We start from the raw sequence: 19,360 nt of genomic DNA on the forward strand, positions 1-19,360 counted from the left end.
AACTAAAAACCTTACTTTTGCACTGCAAAACGTTCTATCGCTGTCCCGATTATATTGGGACGGAGGAAAGTCCGGGCAACACAGAGAATCCTGCTTCCTAACGGGAAGGCGCCGGCAGCCGGCGACAGCAAGTGCCACAGAAAATAAACCGCCACGATTTATCGTGGTAAGGGTGAAAACGTGAGGTAAAAGCTCACGGCTTTTCCGGGCGACCGGGATTGCGGTAAACCTCAGGAGTTGAAAAACCAAATAGGTCCTGAAAGCGGAGCTACTCGTTCCCTAATATATTTGCCGCAAGGCAGATAATTTGTCAGGATGGGTAGGTTGATTGAACCTGTCAGCAATGGCAGGGCCAGATTAATGATAGAAGCCACTGTATATACGCAATACTTTGCGTGTTTATAATGGAACAGAACCCGGCTTACAGGTTTGCTGCTGATACACCCCCTTCCGGTAAAACGGGAGGGGTTATTTTGTTTTAGTTGATTAGGTTGATTGAGTTAGATTAAGTTGATTAAGTTTTACTATTGGTTTAGAAGCCATTAGTGTCGGCGTAATCAAGCAATCGCTAAAATCCGCTATTCAACTTCCCGCTTAACTTAATCAACCAGTCAACTTAATAAACTCAATCAACTCAAAAAAAACTGTTTGTTTTTCTATACAATTATATATCTTAGCATCATCATACTTCCAAAAGAAAAACTTACAATAAATCATGGCTAAAATTTTAATAATTGATGACGAACGTGCAATACGCAGTACCCTGCGCGAGATATTAGAATACGAAGATTACGTAGTTGAAGACGTTGACAATGGCATTGACGGTTTAGATCTGATAAAGAAGAATGACTATGACCTGGTGCTGTGCGATATAAAAATGAACCGCATGGATGGCATGGAAGTGCTTACTGAAGGTCTTAGTATAAAACCTGATCTTCCTTTTATAATGATATCCGGCCATGGAACGGTTGAAACTGCTATTGAAGCCAGCAAAAAAGGAGCTTTTGACTTCATTTCAAAACCACCTGATTTAAACCGCCTGTTAATTACTGTTCGCAACGCGTTAGACAGGGGAAGCCTGGTTACGGAGGCCAAAGTATTAAAGAGAAGAGTTTCAAAGGTTCGTCCAATTTTAGGCGATTCCCAGGCCATCTTAAAAATAAAAGAAACTATTGATCGTGTAGCTCCTACTGATGCACGTGTGTTGGTTACCGGCGCAAACGGAAGCGGAAAAGAGCTGGTTGCCCGTTGGCTTCACGAAAAATCAAACCGTTCAAACGCACCCTTAATTGAAGTTAACTGTGCAGCAATACCTTCGGAATTGATAGAAAGTGAATTATTTGGTCACGAAAAGGGTTCATTTACATCGGCCATAAAACAACGGATAGGTAAATTTGAGTCGGCTAATGGCGGGACACTTTTCCTTGATGAAATTGGCGACATGAGTTCATCAACCCAGGCAAAAGTACTACGCGCCCTGCAGGAAAATAAAATTACCCGTGTTGGCGGCGAAAAAGAGATTGAGGTTGATGTCCGCGTTGTTGCGGCAACCAATAAGGACCTGTTAAAAGAAATTGAGGCTGGTAATTTCCGTATGGACCTTTATCACCGCATTAGCGTTATATTGATCCACGTACCACCGCTTACTGATCGTAAGGATGATATTGCCCTGCTTACACAAAGCTTTTTAGATGAGATATGCAATGATTATGGCATGCCTGTAAAAAAGATCTCAGAAGCAGCACTTGACGCACTTAAAGCCTTACCTTGGACAGGCAACATTCGTGAGTTAAGGAACATGGTTGAACGTTTAATAATTTTAAGCGATAAAACCATTACTGATGGTGATGTAAAAGCATTTGCCAATCCTTCATCACCGGCTGCTGCAGTAAATGGCAATACAGCGCCGCAAACAGATTTCGACCAATTTACAAACTTCCAGGAATACAAGGATTTTGCTGAGCGCGAATACATCAAGTTCAAGCTGGAGAAAAACAACTGGAATGTTTCAAAAACTGCCGATGATATTGATATCCAACGGAGTCACCTTTACAGCAAGATTGAAAAATTTGGCTTGAAGAGAGGGGAATAAAGTTGAATGAGTTGATTAAGTTAGATTAGGTTTACTGAGTTATACCTGCTTTAACTTAATCAACTCATTCTAACTTAATCAACCATTTTTTTGTTATTCCCCCAAAAAAACTTACCTTTCGGTTACTAACCTAATATTTAAACCGGAATGGCTTTATCAGCAAAAAAACAACAACCGGCAGACGATTTCGACGCTGCCCCTACCCGCCTTTTCTCATTAGATGCCCTTAGAGGATTTGACATGTTTTGGATCATGGGTGCCGATGAGATCTGGTACAAAATGAAAGAGGCAACCCATGGGCAATCTCCTTTCTGGAACACACTGGCATCTCAATTTACCCACCCCGACTGGAACGGATTTCATGTTTATGACCTGATCTTCCCGTTATTTCTGTTCATGGCAGGCGTATCAACACCTTTTTCTGTTGGGCGCGAGCTGGAGAAAGGCAAAAGCCGCGAGCAATTGCTTTTGCGGGTTATAAAAAGAGGATTGATACTGGTGCTCTTAGGTTTAATAGCCAACAACGGCCTCCAAATAAGGCCAATTGCCGAAATCAGGTTCGCCAGTGTGCTTGGGCGTATTGGCCTGGCTTATATGTTCGCGAACATTATTTACCTGTATGCAAAGGAATATGCACTGATGATCTGGTTCTTCTTTTTTATAATAGGTTATTACCTGCTGTTAAAATTCACATCAGCGCCAGGTTTTCACCCAGGGGATCTTACCCCGGAGGGCAACTTTGCATCATATATGGACCGGACGTTATTACCCGGCCATCTATATGTTCCTTTTCCGAATGGTAAACCAAATATGCATGATCCCGAAGGCTTATTCTCAACCATCCCGGCAATAAGTACGGGTTTGCTGGGCATTATGGCAGGGCTAACGTTAAAAAGTAAAACACTATCGCAAAATGCCAAAACCTTGCGCCTTGCAATAGTGGGGGTGATATTCCTTATAGTAGCGCAGATCTGGAACCTAGATTTCCCTATTAACAAAAACCTTTGGTCAAGCTCATTTGTGATGCATGTTGGCGGGTTAAGCTTATTGCTGATGGCTTTGTTCTATTATATAATAGATGTATTAGGCTACCAGAAATGGTCGTTTTTCTTTAGGGTGATAGGAATGAACTCTATCCTGATATACTTATCAGGCCATTTTATAAACTGGAACTACACCAATAATGGCTTCTTTAAATGGCTGGGTCAGTTAGCCGGCGAGCCTTATGGCGCAGTATTAATGGCTATAACCTTTGTACTGGTAAAATGGGTATTTCTTTATTACTTATATCAAAAGAAAACTTTTTTAAGGGTCTAATGAGATTTTGATTTCAGGCTTGATTAAAATAAAAATGGCATGTCCTCATCGGGAGCATGCCATTTTCTTTTAATCTTTATTGTTACTTACTTAATATTTCACTTAAAGCTGCAGGCGAATAATTAATAGATTTCAGAGTTTTATTATCAGCAGTGCGGTAAACTAAAAACAAGCCTTCAATTTCTTTATGATATGACTCTGTATCTGCAGCACTTTTATAATGCGCTATGGTTTTGTCAGCTTCTTCAACAGATTTACAAGCTTTGCTCATATTTGAGCGATGAACTTCATCAAACAATTCCTTAAACTTTTCGCCAAGACCAAATTCAAGTATAGCGCCTGATAGTACATATTGCAGATCGCATAAGGCATCAGCAACTTCAACCAAATCATTGTCATCAACGGCCTGTTGTAACTCCTTTAATTCTTCGGCCAAAAGAGAAATGCGCAATGCACTCCTTTCTTTTGAAGGGATTGCAGGCTGCTGTACTATTGGGTGTTTAAATGTAGTATGGAATTCGGCTACCTGGTTTAATGAGTTAGTATCTTTTATCATAGTATGTTTAATTAAATTTCAGCTTATATTTATTCGTCAATACAAGTGCCGCTAATATATAAATATGAACCAGTTTTGTATATACCATGTCAAAATAAACTGTCAATAATAATGCGGGCACAGTTGTTGAACAAATAATTTAGATGAGCATTAAACCGTTTATTACATTATCAGTCTATAAAAGAAACAGCAGGAAAAATCTGTTTAATTAATATCAACATGAAAAAGGCATTAAAATATTTATTGTTCACAAGCTTCAGCGGATTGCTGTGCTTGTTTTTAGCTTTTTCGGCCAGTGCCCAGCATAGAGGTGGAAGTGGAGGAGGCGGCAGTCATGGCGGTGGCGGTGGTGGTGGTGGTCACTTCGGTGGAGGTGGCGGCGGTGGTCGTGTTAGCAGTGGTGGTTTCTCTGGCGGTGGTCGTTCAGCCGGTATCTCAGGCGGATCACGGTCCGGAGGTTTTTCAGGCCATACCATGGTTTCCCCAAGATCAAGTGGCGGACAGCGCCCAGGCTTTAGCGGCAGTTCAGCATACAGAGGTGGTCGTCCGGCTATACAAGGGAACAGCCGTTTTAATAGTGGCAGAGTTGGTGTAAATGGCACCCGTGGCTATGCCGGGTCACGCGGATACGTTGGTGCCCGTGGTTACGCAGGTTCACGCGGTGGCTATTATGGACGCGGTGGCTATTATGGACGTGGTGGTTATCGTGGAGGTTACTACGGCAGAGGCCGTTATTATGGCCCAAGCTATTGGGGAGGCCGTAGCTATTGGGGATACCGTGGCGGTTACTTTTACCATGGTGGTTTCTATGGTAGCTTATATTACCCCCGCCTTGGCTTTAGTATAGGGTTTTTACCATATGGTTATTATCCATTCTATTGGGGAGATGCACAATACTACTACAGTAACGGATTTTACTATCAGTATGATAACAGTCAATACACCGTGGTTGAACCGCCACTGGGAGCAGAAATTACCCAATTGCCTGCTAAGGCTCAGCCAATAACCATAAATGGCGAACAATATTACGAGCTGAATGGTGTTTACTACCAGCCGGTTACCAAAGATGATGGCACACAAACGTATGTTATTGCAGGGAAAGACGGCCAATTAGAAACAAATCAGCAAGGACAAGGCCAGGTTGATGATGGCCAAAACGGATCTATGCCGCGATTAGGCGATATTTATAATGAATTACCTGAGGGTACCCGAACAATACATGTTAACGGACAAACTTTATATGTGTCTCCGGATGATGTGTATTACCAGGAAACAACCGATACAAGCGGTAACAGGGTTTATAAAGTTGTGAGCACTCCGTCAGACGAGCCTCAAAACTAAAGAGCAAAAAATTGAAATAAAAGGGTGATCCGGTTTTGGATCACCTTTTTTGTTAGTGCGCCAATCATAATGGAACAGGGCTGCAATAATTGAATTTATTTTTTTACAATTCCATAACATTATAAAACCTTTTTACTTTTCAATACTTATATATAAATCTGACTAAATTATAATGAAGATCCCTTTGCTATACAGGTTAATATTTGTGTTTGTTGCCTGTATGTTATTTATCCCTTTTTCATCGAGGGCTTATTCTGTTTTAACTCACGAAGCACTTATTGATGCCAGCTGGAATAAAAACATTAAACCTTTATTAAAGCTAAAATTCCCTAATGCTACAGCTGATGATTTAAAAAAGGCGCATGCCTATGCTTATGGCGGATGCTTATTGGCAGATATGGGTTATTTCCCTTTTGGAAGTTTATATTTTACTAATTTGTCTCATTATTGCCGCAGCGGAGACTTTGTTGAGGCGTTGCTTTCTGAATCGCAGAATATTAATGAATATGCTTTTGCGCTTGGTTCATTATGTCATTATATGGCTGATAAGTATGGGCATTCACTCGGCACAAATTGTGCAGTACCCGTGGTTTACCCAAAATTAGCTAAGAAATTTGGGCCGGTAGCAACTTATGATGAAGACCATACCGCACACAAAAGGGTTGAACTATCTTTTGACGTTTTAGAAACTGCAAAAGGCAATTATGCGCCCGAAGCATATCATGATTTTATTGGATTTGAAGTTGCAAAGCCTGTTTTGGAAAGGGCTTTTTTAAAAACCTATGGTGAAGATATAAATAATGTATTCGGAGATTTGGATCTTGCTATTTCTACCTATAGGTGGTCAGTTAAGAGCTTAATGCCAACCGTGACCCGGGCAGCGTGGAAGCTAAGGAAGAATGATATATTAAAAGCCAATCCAAGTGCTAATAGCCATACTTTTCATTATAAAATGAAAAAGAAAGCCTACATTAAAGAATTTGGCTCATCGCGGACTAAAGGAACTATTGCAGAAAGATTTGTTGCATTCCTTATTAGAATATTACCAAAAGTGGGGCCATTGAAAGCATTAACTTTTAAAGACCCGGGACCAAAAGGCGAAGCATTATTTATCCGCAGCTTCGATACAGTCTTAGTACACTATAATCTTGCACTTGCTGCTTTATATTCAGGCAAACTGAATTTGCCAGATGTTGACTATGATACAGGCAAACCCACCCTTTTTGGCGAATACAATCTGGCCGATAAAACATATAATAAATTAGTTGGAAATTTAGAAGAATCAAAGTTTAATAACCTTACAGAGTCATTAAAAAAAAATATTCTCAAATTTTACAGTAAGGCAGATACGACTGCGCTGGCAAAAAAGGACCCAAAAGGTTGGAAAAAGACTTACACGAGCCTGCATAATATTAAAATTGCAAAAACTGTTACTGCTGACAGTTTAAAAACAGCAAAAGGCTTGAATTATAAATTGAATGACCCTACTGTAAAATCTACCGGAGGCGAATAGAATAATAAAAAGCTCTGCCTGGTCTCCGGCCTCTCAAAATAACTTACTTCAAATATTTATCATACAAGGCAAGATTAAGCCGGTAATCTTTACAGCTCGTATTTCTCTCTTAGTTGCTTACTTGCTTTAAATGCAGCATCAATAATGGTTTGAGGATAACCGAGACGAAGCAAAACATTGATGCCATTTTTATTTTTAAGTACCCCTGCTTTTATCTTATAGTCAAATATAAGTCCGGTATCATTAATTAACTCCTCAAATGAATATACAGCATTATTATTGCCCAGCAATTCAGCAAGCTCAAGATCATGCGTTGAAACAAAAACAAAATTTTCATTTTCAATAAGGTGGGTCAATACCGACATTGCTGCAGCAATTCTTTCAATAGTATTTGTTCCGCGGAAGATCTCATCAATTATAACAAGACTTTTAATAGTTTCGTTTACCGAACTGTTATTGATGATGTTCAGAACCGATAATGCTTCGGCCTGAAAGTAACTTTTATGTGCATCCATGTCATCATTCATGTGTATGCTGGTCAATATTTTCAGCGCAGGCGCCTGGTATGTGATTGCACAACAGGTATGAATTGTTTGAGCCAACAGCGTATTTAGCGCTATAGCGCGAATAAAAGTTGTTTTACCCGACATATTTGACCCTGTTATTAATACCACTTTACTATTATCACTGCTTATAGAATTTGCAACACAGTTTTCAACTAAAGGGTGATACAGATCCTGGATAAAATATGAGGCTGTGCCGCTAAAATCCGGCTTACAATAATAGGGTAAACCATCCCTTACGGCCAGGATGGATATACACATATCAACCTCTGCCACAGCATCGTATAAAATTTTAATGTCATCAATGTATTTATTAACTTTTGCTATTGAAGAAACAAAAATGATTGGCTCAATAAGAAATAGCATCTTGAACCATTCATTAATAACGTAAGTTACATCTGTCGGATCGTTCATTACGCCATTTTGAACGTTGATAAGGATAAGCGACTTTTTCAGTTTAGAAACCTTTTCAAGACTTTGTTTAACTGCTTCATTTTTATCAAAAACAGCTTTATCAACCAACCATTGACTTACGTTTATCAGCTTAAGTAATTGTGGTAATGAGTTGGTATATTTTAAAATATTTTTCTTATTCAAAAAGTGGATCGCCGTATTTGATAATAGTAAAGCCAGCAACCATAAGAAAAATATCTGGCTACCGGTGATACTTAACGCTATAATTGAAGTAATAACAAGAACCGGTGAAATTTTTATATAAATTTCAATGAGTGGGTTAAAAAGAGATTTATGTTTTTTAGAAAAAAGTTCGGGAAGATAGTAAGCGTCGTTATTACTGAGTTCGGATAATTTTAGTTCGATGTGCTCTCTCCTGCCCTTATCCTTATTTAGTTCTTCAGTTTGTCGTTCCAGGTTATTAAAGCTATCATCTGTGAGATCAAAACAATGCAGTCTTTTATACAAAAGCTGTTGCCCGGGCCGGGAATTAGTCCGGTCGATAAAACTGAATATACTATCAAGGTCAAGGTCGGCTGCTGTTTCAACAGAAATATTGGCTTCAACATTATATGCCCTTAAATAACTGTCTATAAGTTTAAAGTTCCTGTAGGATTCAATAGGTCTACCCCATCTTTCCCTAATGTTAGCCAGCTTTTTCCTGGTCAATGATCTTGACCTGAAATGACCGGTGACCAGAACAATTAAACCTATAAACAGTCCTGCAATGAGCCAATAAATCATGCCTAAAAATAACTTTATAAACTTAATACTGCATAATTATTGTTATAAACAGCAATGAACTTAATTACAAGTCTTTCAAATTATCATTCGGCATTTTATCCACAAGCTTGCCATAGGGATCAATGCCCACACTTACCGGCTTGCCATCAACAGTAATTTCAATAGTATGCTTGCCTGCGGTAAGCTTATGCTTTTTAATATACAGTGGGTTTACCTGCGACCTTCCTTCTTTATCTTTGGTTTGTGCAGCAAAAACAGCAACATCAATATAATCATTCATCGGCGCATCTACATAATTCCCTTTGCCGTGTATGTATGATTTACCGGTGCTTACATTTAAGGTAACCCTGTATTTGTTATTACCAACAGCAACCGATTTTGCACTAACAACCCTATTATCATAAAAGGTGATCTTTTCCCAGGTATCAGTTAAATAATATTGCAATGAATCGGGTGTGTGTTTTTTCAGGTAGCGGTATAGGTCATTACTGCCTGCATAAGGAGGTTGTTTTTTAAATGCATATTCATTTTTAAACTCACGTAAGGCAGCGTTCATATTATCGTCTCCTATCAAGTCTCTTAATCCATATAAAACTGTACCTGCTTTGTTTTCCCATTCAAACCATACATTGGCCCTTATAACAGGGTGTTCAAGCCCTTCGCCCCTGCTGTGCAGATAAAGATATCCCCACATTTGATCAACCAGCAGGCCGCGCATATTACTTTTGCCATAACGCTTCTCGGCCATTACATATGATTCGTATTTGGCCAGGCCTTCTGGTATCACCAATGAGCCAACTGTGTTATTTGGCGCTACCTGGAACCGCCACCATTGCTGGGCAAGCTGCTGTGTTGCCATATAATAACAGTAGTCCAGTTGATCCGGGTTATTAAAATCAGCATTCCAGCCAAGTTTTTCACCATAGGTATCAAGCGAAGTAGCAGAGGATGACCTTGGTCCATATAGACTCGTTTCTGCCAGGCTCATATCTTTAAAAGGATAATCGCCATATACATTTGAAAAATAGCTCAACCCATCTTTAAAAGCATTCATAAAACGTTTAATATTAGCACTATGCTCCGGGTGATAGTATATGTTTACATTAACATTTTTCCCACTGTCAACATTAACTACGTTATGCAAAACAGCATATCTTGCACTTATAATACCATAAGGGGGATACATACCCGGCTTATCCTGCACATAATGAAAATAATTTCGTCCGTTGGCTTTCCATTGTTTTTGCAACTCTCCCGGTGCAATTGCAGTTTGATCTGCAGATGTGCTTACAGTAAAGTCCATTTTAGCTAACATTGCAGGAGTACCGGCTTTAAGCCTGTTTATTCCTTCAGGATCATTTTGGGCAACTTCTTCTTCAGTTTTAGGCGGAAGATGATTTTGTTTACGTTCATAAGGGCTGTATAATTCATCATCATCGTCATAGCCTAATCCAGGTAAACCTCCTGAATAAAATGTACCGTTTCGGAGTATATTCGGGCTAAACAGATCATTTCCGAAACCATTATAAAACGTCGCCGAGTTGATCTCCACTATTATCGAGTCACCGGGCACTAAAGGCTTGTTAAACTGATATAGCCTGAAGTCAGAAGTATCCTGTTTGGGCCTGAAAAAATTAAGTTTTCCTCTTGGGAAAGTCAGTGGAGATGTGAATGTAATTTCTTTACCCTCTGTCTTCAAAGTATATTCAGTTACACCATCCGCATCAAGCAGTATTTTACTGATGGGCTTGTTTGTTTTATTAACCAAAGTAATAAAGCCATGTGTTTGCGCACGTTGCTGATCAGGGAACAGATCTACAGCCAGCTTCATTGCGCTTACTTTTGGTAATGGAAGCTTGTCATAAGGCTTTAAAGTCCGTTCATAAGTTACAGCACGTTGGACGTTTTCCGAATTTGTGATATAACTATTTAAATAGCTCACATTATAATAGATAAAAGAGCCAACCGCCAAAAAGCATAATAATAAAGCACCTGCCATTATTTGTGTTCTATTGTCAAACCTTTCTTTAACAAGCTGCCATCTTTCTTTAAATGTTGATGATATGCCCCGGTAGTAAAACAGTGCCGCTACTATTATCAATAACCCAGCTGTAAGCAACCAGTATAAATTAAACCATGCGACAGGGCCTGCCATATGACCTATACCATCCATATCTGATATTTCATAGCCAGGAGTGTATGAATATAAAAGCGGCCTGTAATTGAATATAGAAGTAATATTCATAAAAAACATTACTACCCAGATCGTTATCCCTATGCCATGCGCGGCAAACTTATTATTAACCACTACATGTATAACATAAGAAAACACCACCATTTCTAAAAACCTGGGGAGCACAAGCGTAAACACAGTCATTAAATAAACAGGCAGGTTAAGCGTTGTATAGCCCTTCATCAACTGAACTACAACACCCAACACCATTGGTATTAGTGAAAGACCGAACCCGAGTATCAACAGGCTCAACAACTTTGAACCATTTAAAACCCAGTTTGGCGCCGGTAATGAGTCATTTATAAAAGCATAACGGGTAATCCGGTCGCGGTGAACGGTTTCGCCGGTATAAAATATAATGATAAAGAAAATGAAAAAAAGGAATACCTCATTAAAAATTGCTATTAAAGAAACCGTACGCGGAAAATCAGATACGCCATAATTATTTCCATTACCCATGTAAAACACAAATCCTAAAAACAAAAGTCCGCACGACACAATTATCCAGAAATAATTATCACGGATAATGTTCAGCAATTCGGTTTTTGTAAGGCTCAGAATAGTTTTGATATTATATGATCCGGCAAAACTGGTTGCCACCTGTGGCCGTATAGCATTCCGGTTTACTTTCAATTCATCTTTAACAACGCTCTTATCGCGCTTGCCGCTAAAAAAATCCTCAAAATTAAAGCTGATATAAGTAAATACTAAAACTGCAATTCCTAATAAAGGCCATACTATCCTATTTAATAATAGTGACCCATTAAAAGCCATCATAGTAACGTTTCTTACTTCATCAGTCACATCCATGAACTGCATCCGCATTCCGCTAAAAGCAAACGGATCGGCCAGGTTAATTATATCATGGTTATTGGTATGCGCCAAAAAGAATGTTGCTATCAGGTAGCCTAAAAATAAGATGATACCGCTGCTGTAAATAACCTTTATGTTGCGGGTGATTGCAACAAGGCCATAAAATACAGATGAAGTAAAAACAAGATTTGGGACGCCGATTATTAAAAACGGCTGCAGGTAGTATATCAGATGATTAGGGCCATACCTTTCTGCAACGCTAAACCCCATAAGCGGGCCAATTTTGGTACCGGTAAAGGCGCCAAGCATTACCGCGCTTCCTATAATCAACACAAATAATAACGCACTAAAATATCGCCCCCAAAAGTATCCGAATTTGGTTATGGGATAAGTGAGATAATAATCTTTGGTATTGTGCTCAATATCTTTATATAGTGGCATCCCCATTATTGCCGACGTTACCAGCATCATCATTATTGAGATCCAGCCCATAACAAATGCTATCAGCCTTGGGCTGTTAATGTGCTCTTTTTCGCCTACAGGCAATGAGCCGGTAGCGAAAGTGAACAGCATAAAGAAAAATGCAGCCGCGAAATAAACGTAAACCGCGGGCCTTCTGAGCTTATTTTGAAGCTCGAAAAAGAATATTTTCCAGAACATAATTATTTGATTTTAAATAATTTAAATAGTATTTACATCTACACGAGTTGCAATATTGCTGAAATAAACATCTTCCAGATTGGGAATAGCTGATACAAAGCCTTTACCCGGATCTGTATCCTGCAATATGCGAATGTGAAGCTTCCCCGTTTTTAATTGGGTAGATATTACTGTAAAATCATCCTGGTAAAAATTTAGCTCAGCTTTATCGATTGCTTTGGTGAATATTTTGCCTTCCATTTCATTAACCGCGGCATCGGGCTGACCTGCATACAATACCTCACCCTGGCAAATGATGGCGAAGTTTGAGCAAAGCGTACTGACATCTTCAACAATATGGGTTGAAAGAATTACAATAGTATTTTCACCCAGCTGGCTCAGCAGGTTATAAAAGCGGTTCCGTTCTGCCGGATCAAGCCCTGCGGTAGGCTCATCAACAATGATCAGTTTAGGATCCCCTATTAATGCCTGTGCTATCCCAAAGCGCTGTTTCATGCCGCCTGAATAAGTGCCGAGGTTTTTTTTTCTGTCTTTGCTTAGGTTTACATTATCAAGCAATGCGGATACTAATTCTTTTCGTTCCGCTTTATTACCGACCCCTTTAAGCTGGGCTATATGATCAAGCATGCGCTCTGCCGAGATCTTTGGATATACTCCAAACTCCTGGGGTAAATAACCCAACAATTGCCTTACCCGGGTCTTATTATTTAATACATCCAGGTCGTCTAAGAAAACACTTCCGGCATCTGCTTCCTGTAATGTGGCAATGGTACGCATCAGTGATGATTTACCGGCGCCATTAGGACCAAGCAAACCAAACATGCCGTTATTTAAGGTTAGTGAAACGTCTTTTAGGGCTTGTACCCCGTTGGCGTAGGTTTTTGAAAGTGAATTTATCTGTAATTTCATATTTGTTAAAGTTTAAGGATTATTTTTTTGTTAATTGTTTTTTTAAGAGCTCCGGTTATTATTAGTTTGGCGCTATCTGCTAATTGGTATTTTAAATTGGGGATAACAGCTTCGTGCAATTGAAGCTGGCTCTTATTGAGTATGTTCAGATCAACACTTTGAAATTGGTTATCCTTCAAAATAACCATGTTCGATCCGCTTCCTTCTCCTATGCCAATTACGGCCGTCAGTAATTTGATCTTGTTACCCTGGAGAACTATTGAGCCGGCGTGTTTTTCAGTGATCAATAGACTGTCAAGCGTAAATCCGCGGATTATGGTTGGTCTCCACTTAAAGTCAGCGCTTGCAACAGTGTCCGTAACTTGCCGATCTCCGGCCATATACTTTGAATCTGCATCAAATTTCTCAAGGTTAGGGCAAGATATGATGAGCACATATTCGGCGCGGCTATTTTGATAATTTCCGGGAAATGCAGTCTCGATGTGAAGTGTTTGGTCGCGCTGACTCACCTTAACAAAGTGAGTCGCTGTGGGCTCAATTCTTACCTTGAATGGCCCCTGCTCCACTATAATATTAGACGCTGTTGATGAACCAAGATTAATTGACTTAAAATCTTTAAAATTTAAAGCAACAAAGTCTTTAAACGGATCTTTGTACTTGCCGCTCAGATATGACGTTTTAAGCATCAGGTCATAATAAACCAGGGATACTAATATCAATAAAACAGCTGCTATGGTTAGTTTATTACTTGTTTTCATTATCCTTTTTATCTGAGGTTGATCCGTAATGAGCCGATTTAAAACTTTCATACCTTTCCTGAATCTCTTTGGCAGAAATCTCCAGCAGATACATATTTTTGAACAGTTCGGGCAGGTTTTGCTGCAGGAAATTTTCCTTACGCAGCCGTTTCACCGTTTCATAACCATTGGGCGCTACAAACAGGCCCAACCCCCGCTTATTATAAACCACTTCCTGTTTTTGTAAAAAGTCGTATGAACGCATCACCGTGTTCGGGTTTACTTCAAGCTCAATAGCCAGGTCCCGTACTGACGGGATCTTTTGTTCGGGCGGCCACTTATCCAATAATATATTATCGCACACATAGGCTGCTATTTGCAGGTATATGGCTTCGTTATCTTTAAATTCCATAATCAGCCATTCCCATTAAACTTGTTTTTCTTTTAGCCTGTAGTACGAAGCAGCCCACAAAATCAACGATGCAAAAACTATGATGTATATAACCAATACATCGTTCTGCCTTATACCCGCTACTGTCACGTTCCTGTTGTTTTCAAAGAACATAATATTGCTGAAAGGAGTTGCCGGGCGCACTTCCCTTTTTATCAGTATCTCGATAAACCAGGTATTCATCAGCGTAAGCACTACTATCGAGATGAAAAAACAAAATGCCGTTTTTATAAAATGTAGCTTTTCAAAAAATATAGCCCCCCACATAGAAATGCTATGCAGCAATGTGAAAACTATAAAAAGAAGAGTCATCGGCTCCCTAAAAACATTAAATACTTCGACATGTTGGTTAGGCCAATGCTTAAGACTTAACAAGAGCATCAGGATAAGATAAAAGCAACCTGTATAAACCAGCGAAAATATCACGTAGGAAAACAGCCAAGCGATAATAAATTTTTCAAAATGAGAAGCTGGCAAAGTAAGATACCCTATTGCTTTTTTCTTATCGCTTAAATCTGCAAAAATGATACTGGTGAATATTGTTCCGGATAAAAAATAAATTGTTGAAAACATCAGCGTTTGCATGCTTAAATCTATCGGTGCGGGTATTAAGTAAACAAAAAAGCTCCCACCCACAAGCATAACGCCAAGTAATACCGTCAAGCTCATCAGGTAAGTTTTATAATGCTCGGTAAGTTGTTTTATAAACAACAGGCTAAATCTTTTCGTATTAAACATGTTATTCATAGTAGCTGGCTTTTAGAGTTTTTATGAGCGAGTCGTTACCGCTGGTTATGGCATTAAAAAATAGCTCGAGGTCTATTTTGCTAAATTTTCCGGTTGTGTTCTTAAGTATAGCATTTTTACCCCGCATACCATCCTCTTCATACAATACTTCCAAACCGTTGGTATCATTAAAAACACCGAAAGTTATTTTTTCTGTAATTTCTTCTACCGAATGGTTTACCACAATTTCACGATCGTGCAGAATTAAAAGGGTATCAATCAAACTGTCCAGGTCGCGCACCTGGTGGGTGGAGATCACAATACAGCGATCTTCAGTTAAAACAGAAGCTATCAATTTCCTGAATTGAACTTTCGATGGAATATCCAGGCCATTTGTAGGCTCATCCATTATTAATAAACTGGTATTGGTTGCAAGCCCGAAAGCGATCATGGCCTTTTTTTGCTGCCCAAACGACTGTTTATCCATCACAGAGGCAGGGTCAACATCCAATGCTTTTAAATATTGGTAAAAATCAGCATTGCTAAATTTTGGATAAAAGCCTGCGGTGCTTTTTACAAATTGTTCTGGAGTTAATGAGGGAACGAATAACTCTTCAGCCAAAAAGTAAACATCTTCCAAAACAGTTACAGGTCGGTTGGAAACATTAATGCCATTAAACAGACAACTCCCCTTTTCAGGGTAGGCCAGGCCTACTATATTTTTTAACAATGTTGATTTACCGGCGCCGTTTTTTCCAAGCAATCCATAAATATGGCCTTGTTGTAAGAAAAGGCTTAAATCCTTAAAAAGCAGTGGCTTGCCCCGGTAACCAAAATTTAATCTTTTAATTGCTATCATATTGATGCTATAGTGTATTAGTATAATAGTACACTACAAATATAATATAGAAATATTTGGATTAGCAAATTATTTAAGAAAAATATTTTTGGTTTTTATTTATATAAATTGCTGTAAATGCAGTTGAAGGCAGGCGTTACTGTGACTTGGGTACAAAAAGGCTCAAAATTTTCTTTTGCTTATTTATTTCAGCGAGCTTTTTGGGTGAGATACCGTCATTGTTTTCTTTATTAAAATCAACAATGGGAGGGTATTTACCTTTTTTCTGCCCGCTGGTATGGTCATCACTAATACGTAAGTATTAAATTGTGGAACAGCATTGATAGTTAACAACGAGTCAAAATCATGCTGCCATGCATCAGCGCGCACCTGGTCTTTAATATCCAGGTTAGATCCGGGCGAATGAGGGCCCCATATGGCCTTGCAGAGATTTGATACTGGCTTTGTTATATGAACCAAACTCACCATAAGTGCGGTAGGTTACACCGGCGCGCTTGCAATAGTCCCAAATATAGCCATCATTCGGGCCCGCGGCATCACCTGGGTAAGCCGGGCCACGACTTCCATAGTTGGCAGGCCATGTTTTTTCAATTACATCTGTGGCATAAGCTGTCATGCTCCAGTTGTGCCCGTCTTCACATACTTCAGCATCTACATAAAAATTATCAAGCAAAACAAACTGACTGGCAATTGCATGCTGATTGGGTGTAATGTTTTTTTCCAAAAATACACAATGAACTATCCCCGTTCCCTTCGGGCATATCACCTAATACCTGGTCATAGGTGCGATTTTCTTTAATTATATAGAAAACATATTTTATAGGAGATTTCCCTCCCTGCCACGGCAGGCAATAGAATTGCCTGTCCGTGCGTATTTCTCCCTAATTAATAATTTGTCTTAGTATTTTAACAAAATATAACCTGTTTTATATTTTGATTTGCCTTGGTCTATATACTCCAACTGGTAAAAATAGGTACCCGGCCTTTGCATGGCCCTGGTTTTGTTGGAGTGCCCGTCAAACACCTTACCGGCATTATCATAGCCGGTTACCTGGTAAACCTCTATCCCTGCTGCGTTCATAATGGTCAGCTTATTGTCAGGATATTTTTCAATATTGCTGATGATCAGCACATCGTTGATGCCATCCCCGTTGGGTGAGATCCCCTGGCGTACGGCGACGCCGTCGTCAGCTGTTTTCAGGCTGTCACCGGGGTCTTCGGTATATCGAAGCGCCATGCTGGCTGCTGCCCGGGTAACCGTTATGATATAGTTTTTAGTGGTTACACCATCCTGGGCTGTTACTACTATATTGATCACGTTATCACCCACATTTAGCGGGATTGCCGGTGAGGCCACATTAGATGCTACCGGTAAGCCATTTACTTTTATGGTAGCAGTGGCATCCTGCACTGCTGAGGTAACCTGCAGGCTGGTTTCGCTGTTGGGCACCGCTGTGGTATAATTTCTATAACCCGGGCCGCTTACCGTTGTCAGTGTTGCCGTTGGGGTTAGCTTTATGGAGGTTAACAGCGCATTGGTTGATAAGCCCGATTGCCTGGTTACCGTTACTGTGTACGTTTTGGTCGTGGCGTCCTGCGCGGTTACTACTGTTGTTATCGTATTAGGGCCTACAACTAAGGGTAGGCTCGCTGAAGCTGAACCCGAAGCAACAATTGTGCCGTTAACTTTTATGATGGCAGTGGCATCGCTGGTTGTGGGGGTTATCGTTAGGGAACTTACCGCATTGGCTACGCTTGCTGTGTAGCTGATGGTTGCGACGGCAAATACCGGGCTCAGCGTGCCGTTGCTGATGATTAAGTTTGCCAGGTTTGCATTGGATGATGCTGCACGGGTGGCCGTTATGATATAGTTTTTGGTAGTTGCACCATCCTGCGCTGTTACTACTACATTGATCCCATTACTACCCACACTTAGCGGGATTGCTCCTGAGGCAACGCCCGACGCTACCGTGGTGCCGTTTACTTTTATGGTGGCGGTGGCATCCTGAACTACTGAGGTAACCTGCAGACTGGTTTCGCTGTTGGGCACCGCTGTGGTATAATTTCTATAACCCGGGCCGCTTACCGTTGTCAGTGTTGCCGTTGGGGTTAGCTTTATGGAGGTTAACAGCGCATTGGTTGATAAACCGACTGTCGCCCTGGTTACCATTAATGTATAGGTTTGGGCGGTGGTACCGTCTGATGCCGTTACTACTGTAGTAATGGTATTAGTACCTTCTGCCAATGGCAGGCTTGCCGAGGCTGTCCCGGAGGTTACCGTTACGCCATTAACTTTTATAGTAACGTCTGGGTCACCGGCTGTTGGGGTTATGGTTATTGATGATGTTGCATTTGGTACAATGGCTGTATAGCTGATCGTCCCTGTTCCAAATACCGGGCTCAATGTTCCGTTGCTTAATGTCAGGTTTGCAAGGTTTGCATTTGATGCAGGCGCGCGGGTGGCCGTTATGATATAGTTTTTTGTAGTTGCACCATCTTGGGCTGTTACTATTACCGTGATAACATTACTGCCCGCAACAAGTGGAACTGCAGGTGAGGCTGACCCTGATGCAACCGTAGTGCCATTTACCTTTATAGTGGCATTTGCATCCTGAACTACCGAAGTAACCTGCAGGCTGGTTTCGCTGTTGGGTACCATTGTTATATAATTCCTATACCCCGGACCATTTACAGTAGTCAATGCTGTTGCGGGGGTTATCTTTATGGAAGTTAACAGTGCATTGGTTGATAATCCGGCTGCCGCCCTTGTCACAGTTGTCGTATAAGTTTTGGTGGTGGTGCCATTTGATGCCTTTACTAAAGTAGTAATAGCATTTGTACCTACAGCCAATGGCAGGCTTGCCGAGGCTGTGCCGGAAGCCACTGCCACGCCGTTAACTTTTATGGTAGCGTCTCCATCACTCGCTGTTGGGGTTAGGGTTATTGATGAGATGGCATTTGGTACAATGGCGGTATAGCTGATTGTGCCTGCTGCAAATACGGGGTTCAATGTCCCCTTGCTTAATGTTAAGTTTGCAAGGAATGCATTATTAGAACCTATAATTGTTTTAATATTTACTGTTGCCGTGTTGCTGCCTGTTCCGTTATATACTGTAACTGTATAGTTGGTTGCAGGACTAGTTATTGTTGGTGTGCCGCTGATAATGCCTGTTGTGTTGTTAAAGCTTAAACCTGCGGGTAAAGCAGGGCTGATATAATAGCCGCCAACCGGCTTGATCTCTTTTACCGCATTGTTGCCGTAATCCGTCACGAATACATTGTTAGCCGCATCTACTGTTACGCCAAAAAGAAAACTGAAACCCGAGCCGATCACAACCGGGGCGCCACCGCCAACTGGGATCTCTTTCACCTGTTTGTTCCCATAGTCCGTTA

14 protein-coding genes and 1 other RNA gene are annotated in these 19,360 nt (G+C 40.4%); 5 read left to right on the forward strand and 10 right to left on the reverse strand.

Annotated features, from left to right (window positions below):
* The first annotated feature begins 21 nt into the window (after positions 1-21).
* From rnpB to JWQ54_RS14240, 3 genes are all read left to right on the forward strand, one after another.
* An RNA gene (gene rnpB, locus JWQ54_RS14230) (RNase P RNA component class A) lies at positions 22-440 on the forward strand.
* Between the two features lie 275 nt (positions 441-715).
* Entirely contained in the window at positions 716-2,092 is a 1,377-nt protein-coding gene (locus tag JWQ54_RS14235) for a sigma-54 dependent transcriptional regulator (protein WP_299585792.1), read from the forward strand.
* A gap of 147 nt (positions 2,093-2,239) precedes the next feature.
* Complete coding sequence (locus tag JWQ54_RS14240) at positions 2,240-3,409, forward strand: DUF5009 domain-containing protein (protein ID WP_299585794.1); 1,170 nt, start codon at positions 2,240-2,242, stop codon at positions 3,407-3,409.
* A gap of 82 nt (positions 3,410-3,491) precedes the next feature.
* Here the strand turns inward: JWQ54_RS14240 and JWQ54_RS14245 are convergent, their stop codons facing one another.
* A complete protein-coding gene (locus JWQ54_RS14245) occupies positions 3,492-3,965 on the reverse strand; it encodes a nucleoside triphosphate pyrophosphohydrolase family protein (RefSeq protein WP_299585796.1) in 474 nt (157 codons plus the stop codon).
* A gap of 219 nt (positions 3,966-4,184) precedes the next feature.
* Here JWQ54_RS14245 and JWQ54_RS14250 point away from each other — a divergent pair, with 219 nt between their 5' ends.
* Together JWQ54_RS14250 and JWQ54_RS14255 are read left to right on the forward strand one after the other, a co-directional pair.
* On the forward strand, positions 4,185-5,306 hold the full coding sequence (locus JWQ54_RS14250) for a DUF6515 family protein (protein ID WP_299585798.1): 1,122 nt from the start codon (positions 4,185-4,187) through the stop codon (positions 5,304-5,306).
* A gap of 172 nt (positions 5,307-5,478) precedes the next feature.
* Positions 5,479-6,819 carry a zinc dependent phospholipase C family protein gene (locus JWQ54_RS14255; protein WP_299585800.1) on the forward strand — a complete coding sequence of 447 codons (1,341 nt, stop codon included), beginning with the start codon at positions 5,479-5,481 and terminating at the stop codon, positions 6,817-6,819.
* Between the two features lie 89 nt (positions 6,820-6,908).
* On the opposite strand, the gene JWQ54_RS14260 is transcribed toward JWQ54_RS14255, so the two are convergent.
* From JWQ54_RS14260 to JWQ54_RS14300, 9 genes are all read right to left on the reverse strand, one after another.
* The gene (locus JWQ54_RS14260; protein ID WP_299585802.1) at positions 6,909-8,579 is read right to left on the reverse strand and encodes a hypothetical protein; all 1,671 of its coding nucleotides are present in this window, start codon (positions 8,577-8,579) and stop codon (positions 6,909-6,911) included.
* Between the two features lie 64 nt (positions 8,580-8,643).
* On the reverse strand, positions 8,644-12,285 hold the full coding sequence (locus JWQ54_RS14265) for a hypothetical protein (RefSeq protein ID WP_299585804.1): 3,642 nt from the start codon (positions 12,283-12,285) through the stop codon (positions 8,644-8,646).
* Between the two features lie 21 nt (positions 12,286-12,306).
* Entirely contained in the window at positions 12,307-13,194 is an 888-nt protein-coding gene (locus tag JWQ54_RS14270; RefSeq protein ID WP_299585806.1) for an ABC transporter ATP-binding protein, read from the reverse strand.
* Positions 13,195-13,199: 5 nt separating this feature from the next.
* Entirely contained in the window at positions 13,200-13,952 is a 753-nt protein-coding gene (locus tag JWQ54_RS14275; protein ID WP_299585808.1) for a hypothetical protein, read from the reverse strand.
* A complete protein-coding gene (locus JWQ54_RS14280; protein WP_299585810.1) occupies positions 13,939-14,343 on the reverse strand; it encodes a GntR family transcriptional regulator in 405 nt (134 codons plus the stop codon). Before JWQ54_RS14280 ends, JWQ54_RS14275 begins: the two co-directional genes overlap by 14 nt.
* A 15-nt stretch (positions 14,344-14,358) precedes the next feature.
* A complete protein-coding gene (locus JWQ54_RS14285; protein ID WP_299585812.1) occupies positions 14,359-15,129 on the reverse strand; it encodes a hypothetical protein in 771 nt (256 codons plus the stop codon).
* Positions 15,122-15,967, reverse strand: a complete 846-nt coding sequence (locus JWQ54_RS14290) for an ATP-binding cassette domain-containing protein (protein WP_299585814.1) — start codon at positions 15,965-15,967, stop codon at positions 15,122-15,124. The genes JWQ54_RS14285 and JWQ54_RS14290 overlap by 8 nt, the downstream gene beginning before the upstream one ends.
* Positions 15,968-16,355: 388 nt before the next feature.
* Positions 16,356-16,691 carry a hypothetical protein gene (locus JWQ54_RS14295; RefSeq protein ID WP_299585816.1) on the reverse strand — a complete coding sequence of 112 codons (336 nt, stop codon included), beginning with the start codon at positions 16,689-16,691 and terminating at the stop codon, positions 16,356-16,358.
* A gap of 174 nt (positions 16,692-16,865) precedes the next feature.
* A partial coding sequence (locus JWQ54_RS14300) for a cadherin-like beta sandwich domain-containing protein (RefSeq protein ID WP_299585818.1) occupies positions 16,866-19,360 on the reverse strand: 2,495 nt, incomplete at its 5' end.

The organism is Mucilaginibacter sp. (assembly GCF_028288225.1).
Taxonomy (GTDB): Bacteria; Bacteroidota; Bacteroidia; order Sphingobacteriales; family Sphingobacteriaceae; genus Mucilaginibacter.